Here is a 17,098-nt window from a genome sequence, read left to right as displayed (position 1 = left end):
GGGCCCGGTCCTCACTTCAGCGGAAGTCGCGGCTGCGGAGGCCGGTGACGGAGAGGACCAGCGGGATGGGGCGGGTGGCGACGAGGTGACGGCGCCGTCGCGGCGCTCGGCGGTTCTCCACGTGCACGGCGGGCTCGGTCTTGCACCGAGCCCGCCGCTCCAACTCCACCCGTTCCTGACCGCTCACTGTGACGCTCACCCGGTCCGGCGTACGTCGTTGCCCGTGAACCTCAGGAACACCGGAGCCGGCCCGGTGTCACGCCACCGGCTAGCGCTGCAGGGTCAGCACGCCCGGCCGGTACGGCAGGAGGCCGTAGTCCCCGCCGTCGGTGCCGGGGTCGCGCCCCTGGTAGAGGAACTGCAGGTTGCAGGGGTCGATGGTCTTGGTCTGGTCGGGGTTGGTGCGGACCAGATCGCCGTGGCTGATGTCGTTGGTCCAGGTGGCGCCGCTGTTGGCCTTGCCGGCGAAGGGGTTGGTCACGGTGTCGGCCTGCGGTGTCCAGGTGCCGTTGAGGCTGGTGGCCGTGAACGAGCGGAAGTAGCGGCCGTACCCGGTGTAGTTCTGGGCCTCGACGATCATGAGGTACTGGTTCTGGCCCTGGAGCTTGTAGACCTCCGGCGCCTCGAACAGGTTGAGCGCCGTGTCGCTCATGACCTTCGTGGAGGACGAGCCGAAGCTGCTCGGGAAGTTGCCGATGGGCATGCTGGACCGGTAGATGTCGCCCTCATCGTTGGCGAAGAACATGTACATGTTCTGGTCGTCGCCGATGAGGGTCACGTCGAGGGGGCCGCCCTTCGGGAGGGTGCCCGTGAACAGCGTCTGCTGCGCGGACCAGCCGTTGGGGTTGGTGGGGTCGCTCGAGGTGCGGTAGGAGAAGGCATCCGGCCAACCCCCGTTGTAGGCGAGCACCCAGATGTTCTTCGGGGCGAAGTAGAACAGCGTCGGCGCGATGCCGTCGAAGGGGATCGTGTTCTGGGTGGCGGTGGCCATGTCGGACCAGTTCGTGAAGGGGCTGAAGCTCGTCAGTCCCCAGCGCCCGTCGTTACCGGCGAGGGTGTTGTGCGTCGTGGCATAGACGATGTGCTTGCCGTTGTAGACAACGCTGGTGAAGTCCTTGAGCGAGGCCCACCCCGACTTCGGCTGCGCCAACGGGCCGGTCGAGGTCCAGCGGTTGGTCGACGGAAGAGCGCACGTGCCGGTGGAGACGTTGGCGACGGGGACGAGTTGCCACTGCTGGTTGCTGCCGCCCCAGTCGGCGTACTGGACGATCTTGCCGCCGTCGGCGGTGGAGGCACTCTGGACCTCAACAGCCTTGCTGCTGTGGCGGTTCAGGAGGCGGACGTAGCCGTCGGCGGAGTCGGCGAGACGGAACTGCTGGTTGGTCGCGTTGAGGTCGCTCCACTGGACGATGTCGGTGCCGTCGGCGGAGGACCAGTTGTAGTCGTCCAGGACCTTGCCGGAGTTCCGGTTCTGCAGGCGGTAGTAGCCGCTGCCGGAGTCCAGGAAGCGCCACTGCTGGGCTTCGTTGTTGTTGCGGTTCCACTGGACGACGGGCGAACCGTCGGCGGTGGCGAAGTTGTAGTCGTCCAGCGCCTTGCCGCTGTTGCGGTTGACCAGCACGTACCACTTGCCGGTGTCGACCGAAGCCGCCGAGGCGGACGACGGGTTCACCATGGCCAGGAAGCCGGCCACGAAGACCATCGAGAGCAGGGCGGCCATCCGAGGCCGCCATCCTCGCTGTGCCGAGCTTCGCGGAGCTGTACCGAGAGCGTTCATCTGCATCCTCCTAGGGGCGGCTTGGGCAGGGGTCGGTCCATGTCGGTGCGTGCGGACCGGGCACGGCACGTCCGAGGCGGCGGCAGAGACCGTCAAGTACCCGTCGCAACCTGTCGGTTGCTGAGGCGTCATCAGAATCCCCGTCCTGTCGGTGGGTAGCCCTGACCGCGCCGTACTGTCACGCCCTGGTCGACGGCCCGGCGCGTCCGCCACGGGTGGGTGGCGTTGCTGCCGGGCCGTCAGTCGCTCACGCGGCGGTCTCACTTCCCGTGCAAAGCCTTGCGGCGACGCCCGCGAAGTACCAGGACGGTTCCGACAGCGATGGCCAGCAGGCCACCGACGGCGCTGTACGTGACGGCGTCGCTCATCCCGGTGGAAGCCAGGCCGCCGGCGGACGTGCTGCTCGGGCTCGGGCTCGGGAGGCCGACGGGTACGCCCTTCTCCGCCTGCGCACGGGTGCCGGTCGTGCCGGAGGCGGAGACAACCGGCCTGGCGGCGGTGGGCGTCGGGACGGGTGACGGCTTGTCAGCGCCGGCAGTCTTCGACGCGGGCTTCAGCTGAAGAGTCGTGATCGAGTACGGCGGCAGCGTCTGTGCGACCGCCGTGCCCCGCTCCGCCGTCGTCAGGGCGGTGCCTTCCTTGGCATACGAAACGGTCGTGACCGCCCCTGCGGCTGGGGTGAATCCGGCGTACGAGAGCGATACCTGCGCCGCGTTCTCAGGGCTCTTGTTGGTCAGCATGACGTTCAGACCGCCGTTGCTGTTCCGCACTGCGTGCACAGTGACCGACGAGTCGCCCGAGGACGACTTGACCATGGTGTCGCCGGGCTGCGCGAGTGCGGTCAGCGAGCGGATGCCCCAGTAGGTGGGGAAGGTGGTGTCGCGCGGCGGTTGGCACTTCCCCCCGGCGCAGGTTCCGGCGGAGAGAATGCCCCCGTCCTGGTAGTCGGTCTGGCCGTGGACGGTGGTGGGTGCTTGGTCCGTGCCGTTGTGCAGGTTCCACCAGTCCACGTGGGTGGCACCCTGCTCGAACCAGGTCATGTAGGTGTCCGGCGCGAACAGGGCCGCGGCCTGGCTGGTCAGCGCGGGCGAGCCGACGCCGTCGGTCTCGGTGACCGCGATCTCCACCGAGGCGGCGCGCGAGCCCGTGTACTTGGCGATCAGCGAGCGCAGCTCGGACGTGGTACCGGCGATCCGGGAGGGGGTGTTCAGCAGGTCGGCCGTGGTGGTGCCGCCCGGATACCAGTGGACGATGACGAAGTCGATCGAACTTCCCGCGATGGAGAGCACCGTGTTGTTCCAGTCGGCGGTGTCACCGGGAGCCTTCTCCTTGTCCGGCCAGCCGCCGGGGGTGGTGAGCACCGCTCCGATCTTCACCGTCGGGTCCACGGCCTTCATCGCCTTCGAGTAGGCGACCAGGTTCTTCCCGTACTCCCTCGGGCTCTTGTCGGCGTGATCGTCACGCTCCCAGCCCTTGCCGTCGCCGTAGTGCCCGTTGCCGTAGACCTCGTTGCCGATCTCCCAGTACTTGACGCCGTAACCCTTGTCGACGTTGGAGTACTTGACCCAGTCGGCGGCCTCCTGGACGGTGCCGGAACCGTAGTTCGCGGTCAGGATCGGCTGGGCGCCGACCTTCTTCGCGATGTCCATGAAGTGGTCGAAGTCGGTGTTGGAGGGGATCCAGCCCTTGCCGTCGCCGGCGGTGTGGGTCTTCCAGTGGTAGTCGTCCGCGCCGGAACCGCCGGGATAGCGCAGCTGCCGAACTCCCGCAGCCTTCATCAGCGAGGTCACATTGGCGTCCCCCATGTGCTCGTCGCCGAAGCCCAGATTGAGGCCGGCACCGCTGCTGGGCACCGCGCCCAAGGAGGTGCCGGCATCCACACTGATACCGACGGTCGGCGCGGCGCCCGCGCTGGGCGCCAGGGCGCCGACACCGGCCGAGGCGGCGAGCACCGCCACCGCCCCTCCGGCCAGCTGCCGGAGCATCCGGCTACGGCGCGGCGTGCGCTCCCGAGGCGTCGGCTGCTCGGCGGATCGCGGGTCGTCTGGTGACATGTGGGGCTCCGATCGGGTGTTGACACAGGTGGCGTAGCGCCGCTGACCACGGCTCGCCCTCGTCGGTACACCCCTTGGTTGCCACTCGGAGCGGAAAGGTTGCCGTCCGTCTCAATAGTTTTTCGCCGTAGACAGGGTCGGGCGCCGGGTTGCCGGCCCGGGCCCGACCCTGTGGTGGTTCAGCTCCTGCCGGTCAGGCGCCAGACCTGGTTCTTCTTGGTGGCCAGGGCACTGGCGGAGTCGCACGTCCACTGGTGGACCAGGGCTCCGGCGGCGGTCGAGATCCCGCTGACGTCCACGCACTTGCCGCTGTGCACGGCGACGAGCTGGTAGTCGTTCCCGGCGACCGGCCGCAGCGTGAACTGCTGGTTCGTGCCGCCGTGGCAGGTCCACTGGTTGACCGCCGCGCCGTCGGCGGTGGAGGCGGCGCTGACGTCGAGGCACTTGCCGCTGTAGCGGTTCGCCAAGGTGTAGGTGTCCGCCACCCCTTGCACCGGGCGGAAGTCGAACCGCTGCTCCTCACCGGTGCCGCAGGTGTACTGCCGGTACTGGGTGCCGTCGGCGGTGCTCAGGTCGGTGTCGTCCAGGCAGTGCCCGCTGTGCTGGGCGACGGCGGTGGACGAGAAGGCGGGCTGGTTCTGGTTGGAGGTGAACTGCCACCAGTTCATGTTGAACAGGGACCCGGTGCCACCGGCGAAGCGCAGGTACAGGTCGTGGGTCCCGGTCGCGCCGGTGACGGGGCACGAGACCGAACTCCAGGTCTGCCAGCCACCGGTGCCCGGCACGGTGCACGTGCCGACCGTCGGCCCGGTGGTGCTGTCCAGGTGCAGCTCGACCCGGCCGCCGCCGGCGCCCGAGGCCACCCTGGCGGTGAACGAGGCAGCACCGCTGCCGAATGCCACGCCCTTGACCTTGGTGTAGTCGCCGTTGTCGATCCAGCCGATGTTCATTCCGCCCTCGCTAGAGGGTTCGGTCTCGATGCCGCTGCCCCAGGCGATGGTCTCGGCTTCCTGGCGGACATAAGGATTGAGCGTGCCGGCCTGCGGCACCCCGGCCGTCGTCATGTTGATCGTCGGGATGGTGCCGTCGGCGTTGTAGCTGAACTTCTCCACCGCGACCGACCGGGTGAAGCCACCACCACCCGGCAGAGCGCCGTTGTGGTAGAAGAAGTACGAGCCGCCGTTGAAGTCGACGATGCCGACGTGGTTGGTGAAGCTGGTGCCCTGCGAGGGCATGATGGTGCCGCGGTACGTCCACGGTCCGGTCGGGCCGGGCGAGGTGGAGTAGGCGATGAACTCGGAGCAGCACTTCGCCGCGAACACCATGTAGTACAGGGCGTTTCGCTTGTAGAACCAGGGGCCTTCCTCGTACAGGGTGGGCCGGTTCGCATCTCCCGTGCGGGTGCCGAACCCCGCCGTGGTCAGCGGTATCTGCGTCGGGCTGCCGGAGTACGAGATCATGTCGGCGTTGAGCCGCACGTACCACAGCCTCGGGTTTCCGTAGTACAGGTAGGCCTGCCCGTCGTCGTCGATGAAGACGGTCGGATCGATTTCGGAGTTCTGGATCAGTGGACCGCCGATCGCGTCACGGAACGGCCCGGTGGGGCTGTCCGAGACCCCGACTCCGATGGCCTGCGAGCCGTTGGCCATTCGCACCGGCACGTACCAGTAGAACTTGCCGCTGCGGTAGACGGTCTGTCCCGCCCAGGCGTCCGAGCCGGCCCAGCTGAAGGTCGCCAGGCTCATCGGCGAGCCGTGGTCGGTCCAGTTCACCATGTCCGACGAGGACCACACCCGCCAATCGCGCATCCTGAAAGTCGTCGAGTTGTCCTCATCGTGTCCGGTGTACAGGTAGACCCGGCCGTTGTAGACCAGCGGTGCCGGGTCGGCGGTGTAAATGTGTTGCACGATCGGGTTGTCTGCCCGGGCCGCGGTCGGAAGAAACGCCGTCATACATAGAAGGCTCACCGTCAAGGCGAGGACGCGCTTCGACCACCGCTGAAGTGTGAATATCACTGTCTGAGTCCCTTGTCCGCGTGGTTCAACCTGGGCAGGGTCCGGCTCATCGGTAGCCGGCGGCGGCGATGTTCGCCTGGACCGCATTCTCGGTCGCGTCCGACGGGTAGCCCGCGACCATGGCACCCTCGTAGAACGTGCCCGCGCTGTCGTTGATGTTGCCTACCTCGGGTGAGCAGCAGTCGCCGCCACTGCCCAGGACGATGGCGCCCTGCTTCTTCATCGGGCTGTACACGTTGGGCTCGTTGGGAAGCGCGCCGTCCCATAGGGTGTTCAGGCTTCCGGCCTGGGCGTTGCTGCCCTTGATCGCGAATCGCGACGTCCCGTTGTTCTTGAGTGTCGCCGTGACGAACTTGCTGGTGAACGCCTGCTGGTTCGGGTTCCACTTGCTGCTGCCACCTGGGAACAGGCCCCATTCGAGGTCGGCCTGCACCCAGGGTCCGGTGCCGGAGCAGCCGTCGAACCAGCAGCTCGTCCCGAAGTAGATGGCGTCCATGGCACCCGGCCCGTCGGCCTTGCGGGTGGTTTCGCTGTTGCCGTAGTCGAAGCAGCAGCCGCTGTTGACATGCGTACCGCTGGTGACCATGTACATGCCCTCGGGTGCGCTGCCCGTCGGGATACCCGTCAGGTGTCCGTCGCGCCAGTAGGTGGTCCCGGGGTTGATGTGCAGCGAGTAGGCCTTGCTGCCGCCGACCGTCAGCGATTCGGTGGTCGCTACGGCCGGGCGGGTCTGGGGTGAGCCCGGTACCACGCTGGAACCCTGGTACCACAGGTCGTTGCCATGACCGGACTGGTCGAACAGCACCGTGATGACGCACGTGGTGTTCGCGCAGAAGGAGTCCTGGGCCGCCGCGTTGGCGACGCCGCCAGGGGTCAGTACGCCGATGTTGCGGGTTGCGTTGTCCGAGCGTCGGACCTGGTACAGGTCTCCGTTGTAGGCGCTGTAGAGGGCGCGCGTCGTGCTGTGCGCCGCAACGCAGGGAGTACCACCTGCGCTGTAGATGTCGCACGGGCCGGAGCCGGTGCCCCCGTCCACCTTGACGAGTTGCCACTGCTGGTTGGTGCCGCCCCAGTCGCTGTACTGCACGACGCCGGCGCCGTCGTTGGTGGCCGCGTTCTGGACCTCGACCGCCTTGTTGCTGTTGCGGTTGATCAGCCGGACGTAGCCGCCGTCGGAGTCGGCCAGCCGGAACTGCTGGTTGGCGCCGCCGTGGTCGACCCACTGGTGGATGGCGGCACCGTCCGCTGTCGACCAGCCGGACACGTCGATCATCTTGCCCGAGTGCCGCGCCTTGAGCCGGTAGTAGCCGCCGCCGGAGTCCACGAACTGGAACTGCTGGTTGACGGCGTTGGTGCGGGTCCACTGGACGACGTTGGCGCCGTCGTTGGGGGAGGAGTTGTAGACGTCGAGGGCCTTGCCGCTGTTGTGGTTCACCAGTACGTACCAGGCGGTGGTGTCCACCGTGGCGGCCGACGCCGGCGTCGTGACCACCGTGAGCAACCCGCCCACAATCGCTATGGCTGCCGCGGCGGCCGCCCCCGACCGCCATCGACGGCGCCACCTCGCGGCGCGCGCTAACCAGACCGACATAGCGTCTTCCTTCCATCCTTGGGATCGACGGCAACTCCCCGGGAAGTCAATTGTTAGCGTTAACAATTCTGAGAGTGAGCCGTGCGGGAATATGTTGGGGTATAGGTGTTGAGCAGTTAACTGGCGGCGCGGCTGAACGCACCACGACTGTGAGCGATAACATCAGCCGCGTCAAGATGTAACGCGAAGGTTTTCGGAAGATGTCGCTTACGGGACGCCGGCCTTGCCGAGACTCGACGGTCGTCAAGCCGACCGCAGCCTTTCGCCAACCGTTGATCAAGGCTGCGAAGGTGGCGTACAGCGTGTCCGGTCAGTAGCTGATGGGGTCCGCCCCGTCAGCGGAAGTCGCGGCTGCGGAGGCCGGTGACGGAGAGGACGAGCGGGGTGAGGCGGGTGGCGACGAGGTTGACGGCGCCGTCGCGGCGTTCGGCGGTGCCGTGGACGAGGAGGCCGGCGCAGCCGAGGGCGGTCTTGCGCTGGTGCTCCCAGACGTGGGGTTGGACGACGACGTTGACCAGGCCGGTCTCGTCCTCCAGGGAGACGAAGAGGACGCCGCCGGCGGTGGGTGGGCGTTGGCGGTGGGTGACCAGGCCGCCGACGCTCACCGAAGTGCCGTGGACCGCACCGTCCTTGAAGGCGGTGGCGGTCAGGGCGCCGCAGCGGTCGAGGTGGGGACGGGCGTGCTGGACGGGGTGGGTGGTGGCGGAGGTGCCGGTGGCCCAGAGGTCGGCGATGGTCTCCTCGACCGCGGTCATCTCCGGGACGGCGGCCGGGGCGGTGAGGGCGGGGGCGGCGCCCGGGAGCATGCCCTCGGTGGTACGGGCCAGCAGCCCGGCGGACCAGAGGGCCTGACGGCGGGTCACCCCCAGGCTTGCGAAGGCGCCGGCGGTGGCGAGGGCTTCGAGGGCGGGGGCGGGCAGGGCGGTGCGGCGGGCGAAGTCCTCCAGATCGGTGTACGGCTGCCCGGCGGTGACGGCGGCGGCGTGCTCCTCGCCGAGGCCCCGGACGGTGGCCAGGCCGAGTCGGATCGCGGGGCGTTCGGCATCGGGGACGGTCTCCAGGGTGGGGCCGGGCTGGGAGTGGTTGACGTCGGTGGGCAGCACGGTGACGCCGTGGCGGCGGGCGTCGGCGATCAGGCTCAGGGGTGAGTAGAAGCCCATCGGCTGGTTGGCCAGCAGGGCGCAGGTGAAGGCCTCGGGGTACTTGAGCTTGAGCCAGGCGCTGGCGTAGACGAGCAGGGCGAAGGACGCGGCGTGGGACTCGGGGAAGCCGTAGCCGGAGAAGGCGTCGATCTTGGTGTAGACGTCCTCGGCGACCTCGCGTGGGATTCCGCGCTGTTTCATCCCGGTGAGCAGGCGCTCGCGCAGCTCGGCGACCCGTTGGTGGGAGCGTTTGGAGCCCATCGCCTGGCGGAGCCGGTCGGCCTCGGTGGGGGTGAACCCGGCGCAGTCGATGGCCAGTTGCATCATCTGCTCCTGGAAGAGCGGCACGCCGAGGGTCTTGGTGAGTGCCTTCTTCATCGACGGGTGGGGGATGGTGGCCGGCTCGTGGCCGTTGCGGCGGCGGATGTATGGGTGGACGGAGCCGCCCTGGATCGGACCGGGCCGGATCAGGGCGACCTGGACGACGAGGTCGTAGAACTTGCGGGGCCGCATCCGGGGCAGCGCCCCGGCCTGGGCGCGGGACTCGACCTGGAAGACGCCGACGGTGTCCGCCCGGGCGAGCATCGCGTAGACGGCCTTGTCGTCGGGCGGGATGGTGGCCAGGTCGTAGTGGAGGCCGTGGTGACGTTCGATCAGGTCGCAGGCGTCGTGCAGGGCGGAGAGCATGCCGAGGCCCAGAAGGTCGATCTTGACCAGCCCGGCCTCCGCGCAGCCGTCCTTGTCCCACTGGAGCACCGAGCGGCCGGGCATGGTGGCCCACTCGGTGGGGCAGGTCTCGGAGATCGGGGCATGGGTGAGCACCATGCCGCCGGAGTGGATGCCGAGGTGGCGCGGCAGGCCGCGCAGACCGGCCGCCAACTCCCGCACGTCGTCCGGTACTCCGGCGTCGGCCGGCGGCATCTCGTACCAGCCGGTGGCACCGGCGAAGCGGTCGAGGTCGCCGGTGGCGTAACCGAGGGCGCGGGCGGCGTCGCGGACGGCCAGGCGGGGCTGGTAGCTGATCACGTTGGCGACCTGGGCGGCGTGGTCGCGGCCGTAGGTGTCGTAGACGTACTGGATGACCTCCTCGCGGCGGCGGTGCTCGATGTCCAGGTCGATGTCGGGCGGGCCGTCCCGCTCGGGGGAGAGGAAGCGTTCGAACAGCAGGCCGTAGTGGATCGGGTCGACCGAGGTGATCCCGAGGGCGTAGCAGACGGCGGAGTTGGCGGCCGAGCCGCGGCCCTGGCACCAGATGTCGGCGCGGTGGGCGAAGGCCACGATGTCGTGGACGATCAGGAAGTACCCGGCCAGCTCCAACTTCCCGATCACGTCCAGCTCGTGGGCGACCTGCTGGTGGGCCTTGGCGTTGCCGGGGTCGAAGCGGTCGGCGGCGGCCTCGAGGGTGAGGTGGCGCAGCCAGCTGCTCTCGGTGTGGCCGTCCGGGACGGGGAAGCCGGGCATCTGCGGCTTGAGGTCCTTGAAGTCGAAGGCGAGTTCGTGGGCGAGGTCCACGGTGGCCCGCTGGACACCGGGCCAGGGGGCCAGGCGGCGGGCCATCTCGGCCGGTGAGCGCAGGTGGGCGGTGCCGGCTACCGCCAGGTACGCCTCGGCTTCGGTCAGCGAGCGTCCTTGGCGCAGGGCGGCCAAGGCCTGGGCGAGCCGGCCCTGGGCGGGGGAGGCGTGGTGGGCGGCGGTGGTGGCCACCAGGGCCAGGCCGGTCCGGGCGGCGAGCGTGGCCAGCGCGTCGTTGCGCTCGTCGTCGCCGGGCAGGTGGTGGTCGGTCAGCTCGACGAAGACGTTCTCCGGCCCGAACCGCTCGGCGAGCAGCCGGAGTTCGCGCTCGGCGCCGCCCGCCCCCTCGGTCTCCAGGGCGCGGCGGACGGCGCCCTTGCGGCAGCCGGTCAGCACCGCCCAGTGGCCCTCGTGCGCCTCGGCGAGCCGCGCTCGGTCGTAGCGGGGGCGGCGTTTGGCGCCACCGGCCAGGTGGGCGTCGCCGATCACCTTGGCCAGGCGCCGGTAGCCCTCGACGCCCCGGGCCAGTACCAGCAGGTGCTCGCCGTCCTGGTCGGCGACGCCGGTCGGGGGCAGGGCGGCGTCCAGGGTCAGCTCCGCCCCGAAGACGGTGGCGAGGCCGGTGCGGCGGGCCTCGACGGCGAAGGCCGGTGCGGCGTAGAGACCGTCGTGGTCGGTGACCGCGAGTGCTCCGATGCCCAACCTCGCCGCCTCGTCGACCAGGTCGGCCGGATCGCTGGCGCCGTCGAGGAAGCTGTAGGTGGTGTGGACGTGCAGCTCGGCCCAGCCCGGACCGGAGCGGTCGCTCGGCCGGGGTGGCGGTGCGGGTTCGGGGCGGGGTGACGTGCCGGGGAAGGGGATGACCGTGCGGTCGTCGTCCGGCCGGGGGCCGGCCATGGCGCGTTCCAGGTCGCGCCAGGGAGTCTTCGGGTGGTTGGTGAAGCCCATGAGCTGTGTCCGGTCGTGCGGGAGGATTGGAGAGGAGTGGAGTGGAGTGGAGTTGATCGGTGGTCAGGCGTCGTAGTCGCCTTCGAGGCGCCAGCGGCCGCCGGTGACGGCGAGCAGTAAGGCCCGCCCGTCGGCGAGGGTGACCTGCAGCCGGGCGGTGCGCCGGGCCTCGTCCGGCGTCCACCAGCGCTCCTGCTCCGGCCACGGTCCGGCCCAGCCGGTCACCTCCACCGCGCCGGTGCGCAGCACCAGACGGGCCGGGGCACTGCGGGCCTCCGCTCGGGCGGTGACCTCGACCTCCCGGCCCTCGGCGTCCAGCAGCCGCACCGGCACCGGGGCGGGCGGCACCTCGGTCGGGGACGGCGCGGGCAGCCGGCCCGGCCAGGGCCCGTCCGCGCGGCGCTCCTGGTGGGCATCGCCCCAGGGGGTGCGGACCACCCGGTCGGCGGGGGCCCGGCCGCCGCTCAGCTCGACGGTGACCGGCGCGGCGTGGCCGAGGATGGCCTGCACCCGGGCCACCGCCCGCTCGACCCGCTCGGTGGCCTCCTGATCCCCGTCGGCCAAGGACAGCTGACGTCCCGGATCACGCACCAGACCGTCCGGGACCAGCCGCAGCGCCACCACCCCACCGGACGCCTCGGCGAACAACTGCCGCTGCTGCCACGCCAGCAACTGCCACCGGACCCGCTCGGCCACCGCGCCAACGGACAGCAGGCCCTCGTGCCGCCAGGCCCGGGACGCGCCCGTCCCGTCGGCGCACTCGACCTCGATCTCGACCCGCCCGCAGGCCAGACCCGCTCCGGCCAGCCCGGCGTGCAGCCGCTCGGCCAGCGTCCGGGCCGCGAACACCAACGGCTCCACCAGCGTGAACGGCTGCTCGAAGCGCTGCTCCACCGTCAACTCCACCCCGGGCGGGCGGGCCACCACCGGCCGGGCCTCCAGGCCCCGGGCCAGCCGGTGCGCGGCCAGGCCGCTGCGGCCGAAGCGGTCCGCGACACCACCGGCCGGCAGGGCCGCGAACTGACCGATGGTCAGGATGCCGAGCCGCCCCAGCAGATCGGTCAGGTTGGACCGGCCGGCAATTGGAGGGCGGCGTCGCGACGCCGGGGCACGCACCTCGCTGCCGCTCCTTCCTCCACCCCCCAATTGCCGGTCGGTCCAAGCCTCCGCCAACTCCGAGACCGGGATGCCCGCGAGGAACCGGGCGCTCTCCCCGGGCGGTACCACCCGCCCGGCCCGGGCCGCCAGCTGCGCCGCGAACAGGCCGTCGGCGATCCCGATCCGGCACTCGTGGCCGACCGCCTCGACCGCGTCGACCACCTTCTCCGCCAGCGCCTCCTCACCGCCGTGGTACCGGGCCGCACCGGTGGCCGGCAGCGCCAGCAGCCCGGGGCGCACCACCTCCAGCCGGGCGGCCAGCACCCCCACCGCGTCCGCCACCGGCTCGAACAGCCCGGCCTCCGCGTCGGCCCGGCGCTCGTGCACCACCAGGCCGGCCACCAACGACCGGGCCGAGCGCACCTTCTGACCCTGCCTCACCCCGCCGCGCCGGGCGGCGGCGGAGGCGGCCAGCACCCGGCCGCCCTCGGTCACGACGACCAGCCGGTCCGGCCCCGGCTCCGCGCCGAGGACGGCGACGACCGGCCAGTCCGGCACCCAGACGGCCAGCACCCGAGGGGGAACGGCCTCGTCGGCGGTCCGGTCCATCTCAGACCACCGCCAGCGGGCCGTGCGGCGGCGGGCCGGCCACGCCGTGGTGGGCGGAGCCGCCGTGGTGCGTGGTGCCGGAGCCGTCGGGGTGGACGGTACGGACCGAGCCTTCCCGGTCCGGCAGCCAGAGTTCGTGCCGCTGTTCACGTGCCGCGGCCCCGCGGCCACCGGCCTCCACCACCAGGCGACGGGCCCGCAGACGGCCGCGGCCCTGGCCGACGCCCTCCCAGGAGCGGGCGGCCACCCGCAGCCGGACCCGGGCGCCCGGCCACTCCCCGGACACCACCAGTGCGCACCCGCCGCGCCTGGCCACCGTGGTCAGCTGCTCCGCCACCCGGGCCGTGACCCGGCCGGACGGGCGCAGCAGCAGCACCCCGACGCCGTCGGCCAGCGCCGTTGCGACCCGGGCCCACTGGTCGCCGGCCTCCTCGACCACCACCAGGCGCGACAGGTCGACGCCGAGCTCGGCCGCCGCGAGCAGGCCGAGGCCCTCGATGCCGACCGCCGCGCACCAGGTGCCGCCGGTCGACGCGGCGGCCGCCAGCGCGAGCAGCAGCGCGGTGCCGCCGCCGGTCACCGACACCACCGCGCCCGGCCGCAGCCCGCGCTCCGGCAGGAGCCCCTCCAGCGCGGGCAGCACCGGGACCAGCTGCCCCGGACGGGAGAGCTGGAGCCGGGGTGCCAGAGCGGCCAGGGATGCCTCCATGCCACCCACTGTCGAACAAGCGAACGAAAAGGGGAAGCCGGGGTTCGACTTTCCCAGAATCGGTCACTCGTTCGATACTGCGCTATCACTGCAGGTCACGAGGCCGCTCGGTGTTCGGTGGGGCTGATCCCGTGGACGCGCTTGAAGGCGGTGCTGAGGGCGAAGGGGGTGGAGTAGCCGACCTGGTGGGCGACGGCGGTGAGGGTGGCGGCGGGGTCGTGGAGGAGGTCGGCGGCCAGGGCGAGGCGGCGGGTGGTGAGGTAGGCCATCGGGGGTTCGCCGACCAGGTCGGTGAAGCGGCGGGCGAGGGCGGCGCGGGAGACGCCGACGGTGGTGGCCAGTTCGGCGACCGTCCAGGGGCGGGCCAGGTCGGAGTGGAGCAGGCGGAGGGCCTGGCCGACCACGGGGTCGGTGTGGGCGCGGTACCAGGGCGGGGCGTCGGAGTCGGGGCGGTCGAACCAGGTGCGCAGGGTGGTGATCAGGAGCAGGTCCAGCAGTCGGTCCAGGACGGCGTCCTGGCCGGGGCGGTCGAGACCGATCTCCTCGCCGAGCAGGGTGGTCAGGGGTGAGTCGAGGGGGAGGGAGAGCAGCGGCGGGAGGGTGTCGAGCAGGCTGCGGCTGACCTCGCCGCGCAGCTGGTACGTCCCGCAGACCAGGACGGTGGGACCGTCCGGGGTCTCGCCCCAGGTGCGGACGCCCTGGTCGAGCTCGTCGCAGAGCGGCCTGCCGTCGAGGGTGGTGGAGGTCTGGTCGGGATGGACCAGCACGGTGGGCGGGGTGTCGGGGGAGTCGGCGACGGTGTACGGGGTGGGGCCGCGCGTCACCGCTACGTCGCCGGGTGCGACGAGGACGGGGGTGCCGTGCCCGGGGTCGGGGACCACCCAGGCGGTGCCGGTGATGGGGATCAGCAGGGCGAGCGGGGCCCGGTCCTGGATCCGGATCGACCAGGGCGGGGTGAGCACGGAGCGGAGGAGGAAGGCGCCCCGGGCCCGGGGCCCGGAGAGCAGACCGGCGAGTGCGTCCATGGGCGCCGAGTGTAGACGCGCGCGTATGCGGGAGAGCCGGGCGGCCATGGTCCGGCCGGGGTGGTGGGCGGTTGACTGGTGGTCAGAAGGCAACGACGGAGCGGGAAGTACGGGGGAGAGCGCGATGGCTTGGTTCAGGACAGCGGTGCTGCTGGCGGCGACGGTGACGATGGGGCTCAGCGCGGGGCTGTTCTTCGCCTACACCTGCTCGGTGATGCCCGGGCTGGCGAAGGCGGACGACCGGACCTTCGTGGAGACCATGCAACGGATCAACGTGGCCATCCTGAACGGGTGGTTCCTGACGGTCTTCATGGGGGCGTTGGTGTTGGCGCTGGCGGCGGTGGCGCTGCACCTGGGGGCCGGCCACCGGGGCCAGCTGCCCTGGCTGGTGGCGGCGGCGGTGCTGTACACGGTGCTGGTGGTGGTCACGGGCGTGGCCAACGTGCCGCTCAACGACCAGCTGGCGGCGGCCGGTTCGCTCGACCACGTCCCGGACCTGGGTGCGGTGCGGGAGCAGTTCGAGACGGCGTGGGTGAAGTGGAACACCGTGCGGACGGTGGCGGGCACGGCCGGGTTCGGCTGCCTGGTGACGGCGCTGGTGCTGGGCGGCCGCAGCGCGGGCTGAGCGGGAGGGCCGAGTGGGAGAGGAGGGGAGGAGAGGAGGGGGATCAGAAGACGGGGGAGGTTGCGGCGTGCAGCTGGCAGCGGTTGCCGAAGGTCCGCGACCACTTGACCGGAGACCCCTCCCAGACGCCTTCGGCGGTGGCGGCGACGGGGGAGTAGAGCGCGGTGCAGAGCGTGCCGGCGGCCCCGCGCAGCCGGTCCGGATCGCCGCCCGCCGCGGTCAGTGCCGTGCAGGCGGCGTCGGGGGCGGGGTGGGTGCCGCTGGGGTGGGCCGAGCAGTCCAGCGTGGTGCGGTCGTCGGGGGTGGGGGAGACGGTCTCGCCCTCACTGACCGTCAGGACCAGGGTGGAGTTGGCAGGTTGCGGGGCGAGCGGCCGGGCTTCGGCCGGGACGACGGCCGGTGCGGAGCAGCAGGCGGCGGCCAGGGCGAGGGCGATGGGGAGCAGGCGGCGAAGGGTCATGGCGACCAGCCTGGCCACGGCTGCCCGGACGCGCCAAACCACTGTCCCCCGCAGGGGTGAGGCCGGACTCGATCGGGCGACCGTGGTGGAGGGCTCCGGATTCCGGGCTCCGGATTCCGGGTTCCGGGCCCCGGGCTGGATGACGGGACGTCAGGTACCGGGCGGGGGCGTGGGCGGGTCGGTGATGGCGGTGATCCGCAGGTCGGGCAGGCGGACGGTGAAGACGACCCGGCGGGAGCCGCCTTCGTACCAGGTCTCGGTGACCGTGACGGTGCGGGCGCCCGGCGGGCCGGCCGTCGACGGGCGCTCGTCCAGGGACCAGCTGCGCGGGATGTTCCGCTCCCGGAAGACCGGGTCGGCCCCGCCGTGGGTGGCGGACCAGGCGCTCAACTCCGCGTTCAACGGCGGCGGGAGCGCCTTGGCCCGGATCTCCGCCGGGTACTCCTCGATCTCGCCGAGGGCGGCGAGGCGGTACTCGGCGAAGAACGAATCCACCTCGCCGAGCGGCGTCCGGGGCGCGGACGCCGCCGTGGCGGGCGGGGTGGCGGCGGCGATCGGGAGGAGGAGGGCGGTGGCGGCGGCGAGTGCGAAGTATTTCCTCATGGCAAAGACTTCACCATGAATTGGTAAAACATGAAATCGCTCGCCAGGGTGAATTGACGGTGGGTCAGGTCAGGCCGGCCCCGGTCAGTCCCGGCCCGGTGCGGGCCGACCGGCCCCCGGGCTCCCGGCGAAGGCCTGGGCGATCGGCAGCCAGGCCTCGGCCACCGGCCCCGCCACCCGCAGGGCCAGCTCGTCGGGGTGGCGCCGCTGGGTGACCAGCAGACAGAAGTCCAGCGCGGGCCCGCGCACCGAGTCGGCGGCCCCGTCCGGGCCCCAGGTCCACGGCTCGCCGGACGGCGCGGTCAGCTCCACCCGGACCGGCGCCTCCGGGGCCGGCAGGCCGTGCAGGACGAACGCGAACCCCATGGTCCGCACCCCGAGGTGGGCCACGTGCCGCAGCCGGGCGGTCGGCTCCCGGACCACGCCCAGCGCGTCGGCCACGTCCTGGCCGTGCGCCCAGGTCTCCATCAGCCGGGCGGTCGCCATCGTGGGGGCCTTCATCGGCGGTCCGAACCACGGGAGTCGGCGCCCCGAGGCGGCGGCCTCCGCCAGGGCTTCGGCCAGGTCGGCGCGTCCGGCCCGCCAGCGGGACAGCAGTTCGGCGGGCGCCTCGCCGACGCCCTCGGCGGCCCCGGCCTCCACCGGGTCGTCACCGGTGGCCAGCAGGTCGGTGAAACGGGCCTGGAACTCCTCGCCCTCCCGGCAGGCCAGCAGCGACCACCGGTCGGTCCAGGCGAGGTGGGAGATCTGGTGCGCGACGGTCCAGCCCTCGGCGGGGGTCGGGGTCGCGAACCCGGCGGCGTCCAGCGGGGCGACGAGGGCGTCCAGCGACTCGGTCTCGTCGCGCAGGTCGTCCAACAGGGCGGTGGCATCGGCCACGGAGGGCTCCTCGGTTCAACGGCGGGCGGAAGCGGCGGCGCGGGTGGGCCA

General features: G+C 71.5%; 13 protein-coding genes. 1 reads left to right on the top strand and 12 read right to left on the bottom strand.

What is annotated here, in order from left to right; genetic code table 11:
* Nucleotides 1-16: 16 nt before the first annotated feature.
* The 9 genes from ACZ6ZR_RS07130 to ACZ6ZR_RS07090 form a co-directional block, all read right to left on the bottom strand.
* Nucleotides 17-199, bottom strand: coding sequence for a hypothetical protein (locus tag ACZ6ZR_RS07130; protein ID WP_465640226.1), 183 nt, complete (start codon nucleotides 197-199; stop codon nucleotides 17-19).
* A gap of 69 nt (nucleotides 200-268) precedes the next feature.
* Complete coding sequence (locus ACZ6ZR_RS07125; RefSeq protein ID WP_465640224.1) at nucleotides 269-1,720, bottom strand: non-reducing end alpha-L-arabinofuranosidase family hydrolase; 1,452 nt, start codon at nucleotides 1,718-1,720, stop codon at nucleotides 269-271.
* Nucleotides 1,721-2,037: 317 nt separating this feature from the next.
* Entirely contained in the window at nucleotides 2,038-3,831 is a 1,794-nt protein-coding gene (locus ACZ6ZR_RS07120) for an LPXTG cell wall anchor domain-containing protein (RefSeq protein WP_465640222.1), read from the bottom strand.
* A gap of 179 nt (nucleotides 3,832-4,010) precedes the next feature.
* Nucleotides 4,011-5,738: an RICIN domain-containing protein gene (locus ACZ6ZR_RS07115; RefSeq protein ID WP_465640220.1), complete on the bottom strand. Its 1,728-nt coding sequence runs from the start codon at nucleotides 5,736-5,738 to the stop codon at nucleotides 4,011-4,013.
* 154 nt (nucleotides 5,739-5,892) lie between these two features.
* Nucleotides 5,893-7,437 (bottom strand): arabinofuranosidase catalytic domain-containing protein, encoded by a 1,545-nt coding sequence (locus ACZ6ZR_RS07110; RefSeq protein WP_465640218.1) that lies wholly within the window; start codon nucleotides 7,435-7,437, stop codon nucleotides 5,893-5,895.
* A gap of 335 nt (nucleotides 7,438-7,772) precedes the next feature.
* The gene (locus tag ACZ6ZR_RS07105; RefSeq protein ID WP_465640216.1) at nucleotides 7,773-11,039 is read right to left on the bottom strand and encodes an error-prone DNA polymerase; all 3,267 of its coding nucleotides are present in this window, start codon (nucleotides 11,037-11,039) and stop codon (nucleotides 7,773-7,775) included.
* Nucleotides 11,040-11,102: 63 nt separating this feature from the next.
* Nucleotides 11,103-12,746, bottom strand: coding sequence for a DNA polymerase Y family protein (locus ACZ6ZR_RS07100; protein WP_465640214.1), 1,644 nt, complete (start codon nucleotides 12,744-12,746; stop codon nucleotides 11,103-11,105).
* 1 nt (nucleotide 12,747) lies between these two features.
* Nucleotides 12,748-13,455: a hypothetical protein gene (locus tag ACZ6ZR_RS07095; protein ID WP_465640213.1), complete on the bottom strand. Its 708-nt coding sequence runs from the start codon at nucleotides 13,453-13,455 to the stop codon at nucleotides 12,748-12,750.
* Between the two features lie 95 nt (nucleotides 13,456-13,550).
* A complete protein-coding gene (locus tag ACZ6ZR_RS07090; protein WP_465640211.1) occupies nucleotides 13,551-14,480 on the bottom strand; it encodes an AraC family transcriptional regulator in 930 nt (309 codons plus the stop codon).
* Between the two features lie 124 nt (nucleotides 14,481-14,604).
* Between ACZ6ZR_RS07090 and ACZ6ZR_RS07085 the strand changes: the two genes are divergently transcribed.
* Nucleotides 14,605-15,105, top strand: a complete 501-nt coding sequence (locus ACZ6ZR_RS07085; protein WP_465640209.1) for an anthrone oxygenase family protein — start codon at nucleotides 14,605-14,607, stop codon at nucleotides 15,103-15,105.
* Nucleotides 15,106-15,148: 43 nt separating this feature from the next.
* Here the strand turns inward: ACZ6ZR_RS07085 and ACZ6ZR_RS07080 are convergent, their stop codons facing one another.
* The 3 genes from ACZ6ZR_RS07080 to ACZ6ZR_RS07070 all read right to left on the bottom strand — a co-directional run bounded on the left by ACZ6ZR_RS07080 (nucleotide 15,149) and on the right by ACZ6ZR_RS07070 (nucleotide 17,047).
* Nucleotides 15,149-15,565, bottom strand: a complete 417-nt coding sequence (locus tag ACZ6ZR_RS07080) for a subtilase-type protease inhibitor (RefSeq protein WP_465640207.1) — start codon at nucleotides 15,563-15,565, stop codon at nucleotides 15,149-15,151.
* Nucleotides 15,566-15,715: 150 nt separating this feature from the next.
* The gene (locus ACZ6ZR_RS07075) at nucleotides 15,716-16,168 is read right to left on the bottom strand and encodes a hypothetical protein (protein WP_465640206.1); all 453 of its coding nucleotides are present in this window, start codon (nucleotides 16,166-16,168) and stop codon (nucleotides 15,716-15,718) included.
* 84 nt (nucleotides 16,169-16,252) lie between these two features.
* A complete protein-coding gene (locus ACZ6ZR_RS07070; RefSeq protein ID WP_465640204.1) occupies nucleotides 16,253-17,047 on the bottom strand; it encodes a TIGR03084 family metal-binding protein in 795 nt (264 codons plus the stop codon).
* Nucleotides 17,048-17,098 lie beyond the last annotated feature (51 nt).

The organism is Kitasatospora sp. NPDC088742 (genome assembly GCF_055584905.1).
Note: the sequence above shows the minus strand (reverse complement) of the source record. Positions and strands in the feature narration are given on the sequence as shown.

Coding starts and splice junctions, on each gene's coding strand:
- ACZ6ZR_RS07075 (WP_465640206.1), bottom strand. CDS start 16,168: ATGAGGAAATACTTCGCACTCGCCGCCGCCACCGCCCTCCTCCTCCCG.
- ACZ6ZR_RS07110 (WP_465640218.1), bottom strand. CDS start 7,437: ATGTCGGTCTGGTTAGCGCGCGCCGCGAGGTGGCGCCGTCGATGGCGG.
- ACZ6ZR_RS07100 (WP_465640214.1), bottom strand. CDS start 12,746: ATGGACCGGACCGCCGACGAGGCCGTTCCCCCTCGGGTGCTGGCCGTC.
- ACZ6ZR_RS07105 (WP_465640216.1), bottom strand. CDS start 11,039: ATGGGCTTCACCAACCACCCGAAGACTCCCTGGCGCGACCTGGAACGC.
- ACZ6ZR_RS07085 (WP_465640209.1), top strand. CDS start 14,605: ATGGCTTGGTTCAGGACAGCGGTGCTGCTGGCGGCGACGGTGACGATG.
- ACZ6ZR_RS07080 (WP_465640207.1), bottom strand. CDS start 15,565: ATGACCCTTCGCCGCCTGCTCCCCATCGCCCTCGCCCTGGCCGCCGCC.
- ACZ6ZR_RS07125 (WP_465640224.1), bottom strand. CDS start 1,720: ATGGCCGCCCTGCTCTCGATGGTCTTCGTGGCCGGCTTCCTGGCCATG.
- ACZ6ZR_RS07090 (WP_465640211.1), bottom strand. CDS start 14,480: ATGGACGCACTCGCCGGTCTGCTCTCCGGGCCCCGGGCCCGGGGCGCC.
- ACZ6ZR_RS07120 (WP_465640222.1), bottom strand. CDS start 3,831: ATGTCACCAGACGACCCGCGATCCGCCGAGCAGCCGACGCCTCGGGAG.
- ACZ6ZR_RS07095 (WP_465640213.1), bottom strand. CDS start 13,455: ATGGAGGCATCCCTGGCCGCTCTGGCACCCCGGCTCCAGCTCTCCCGT.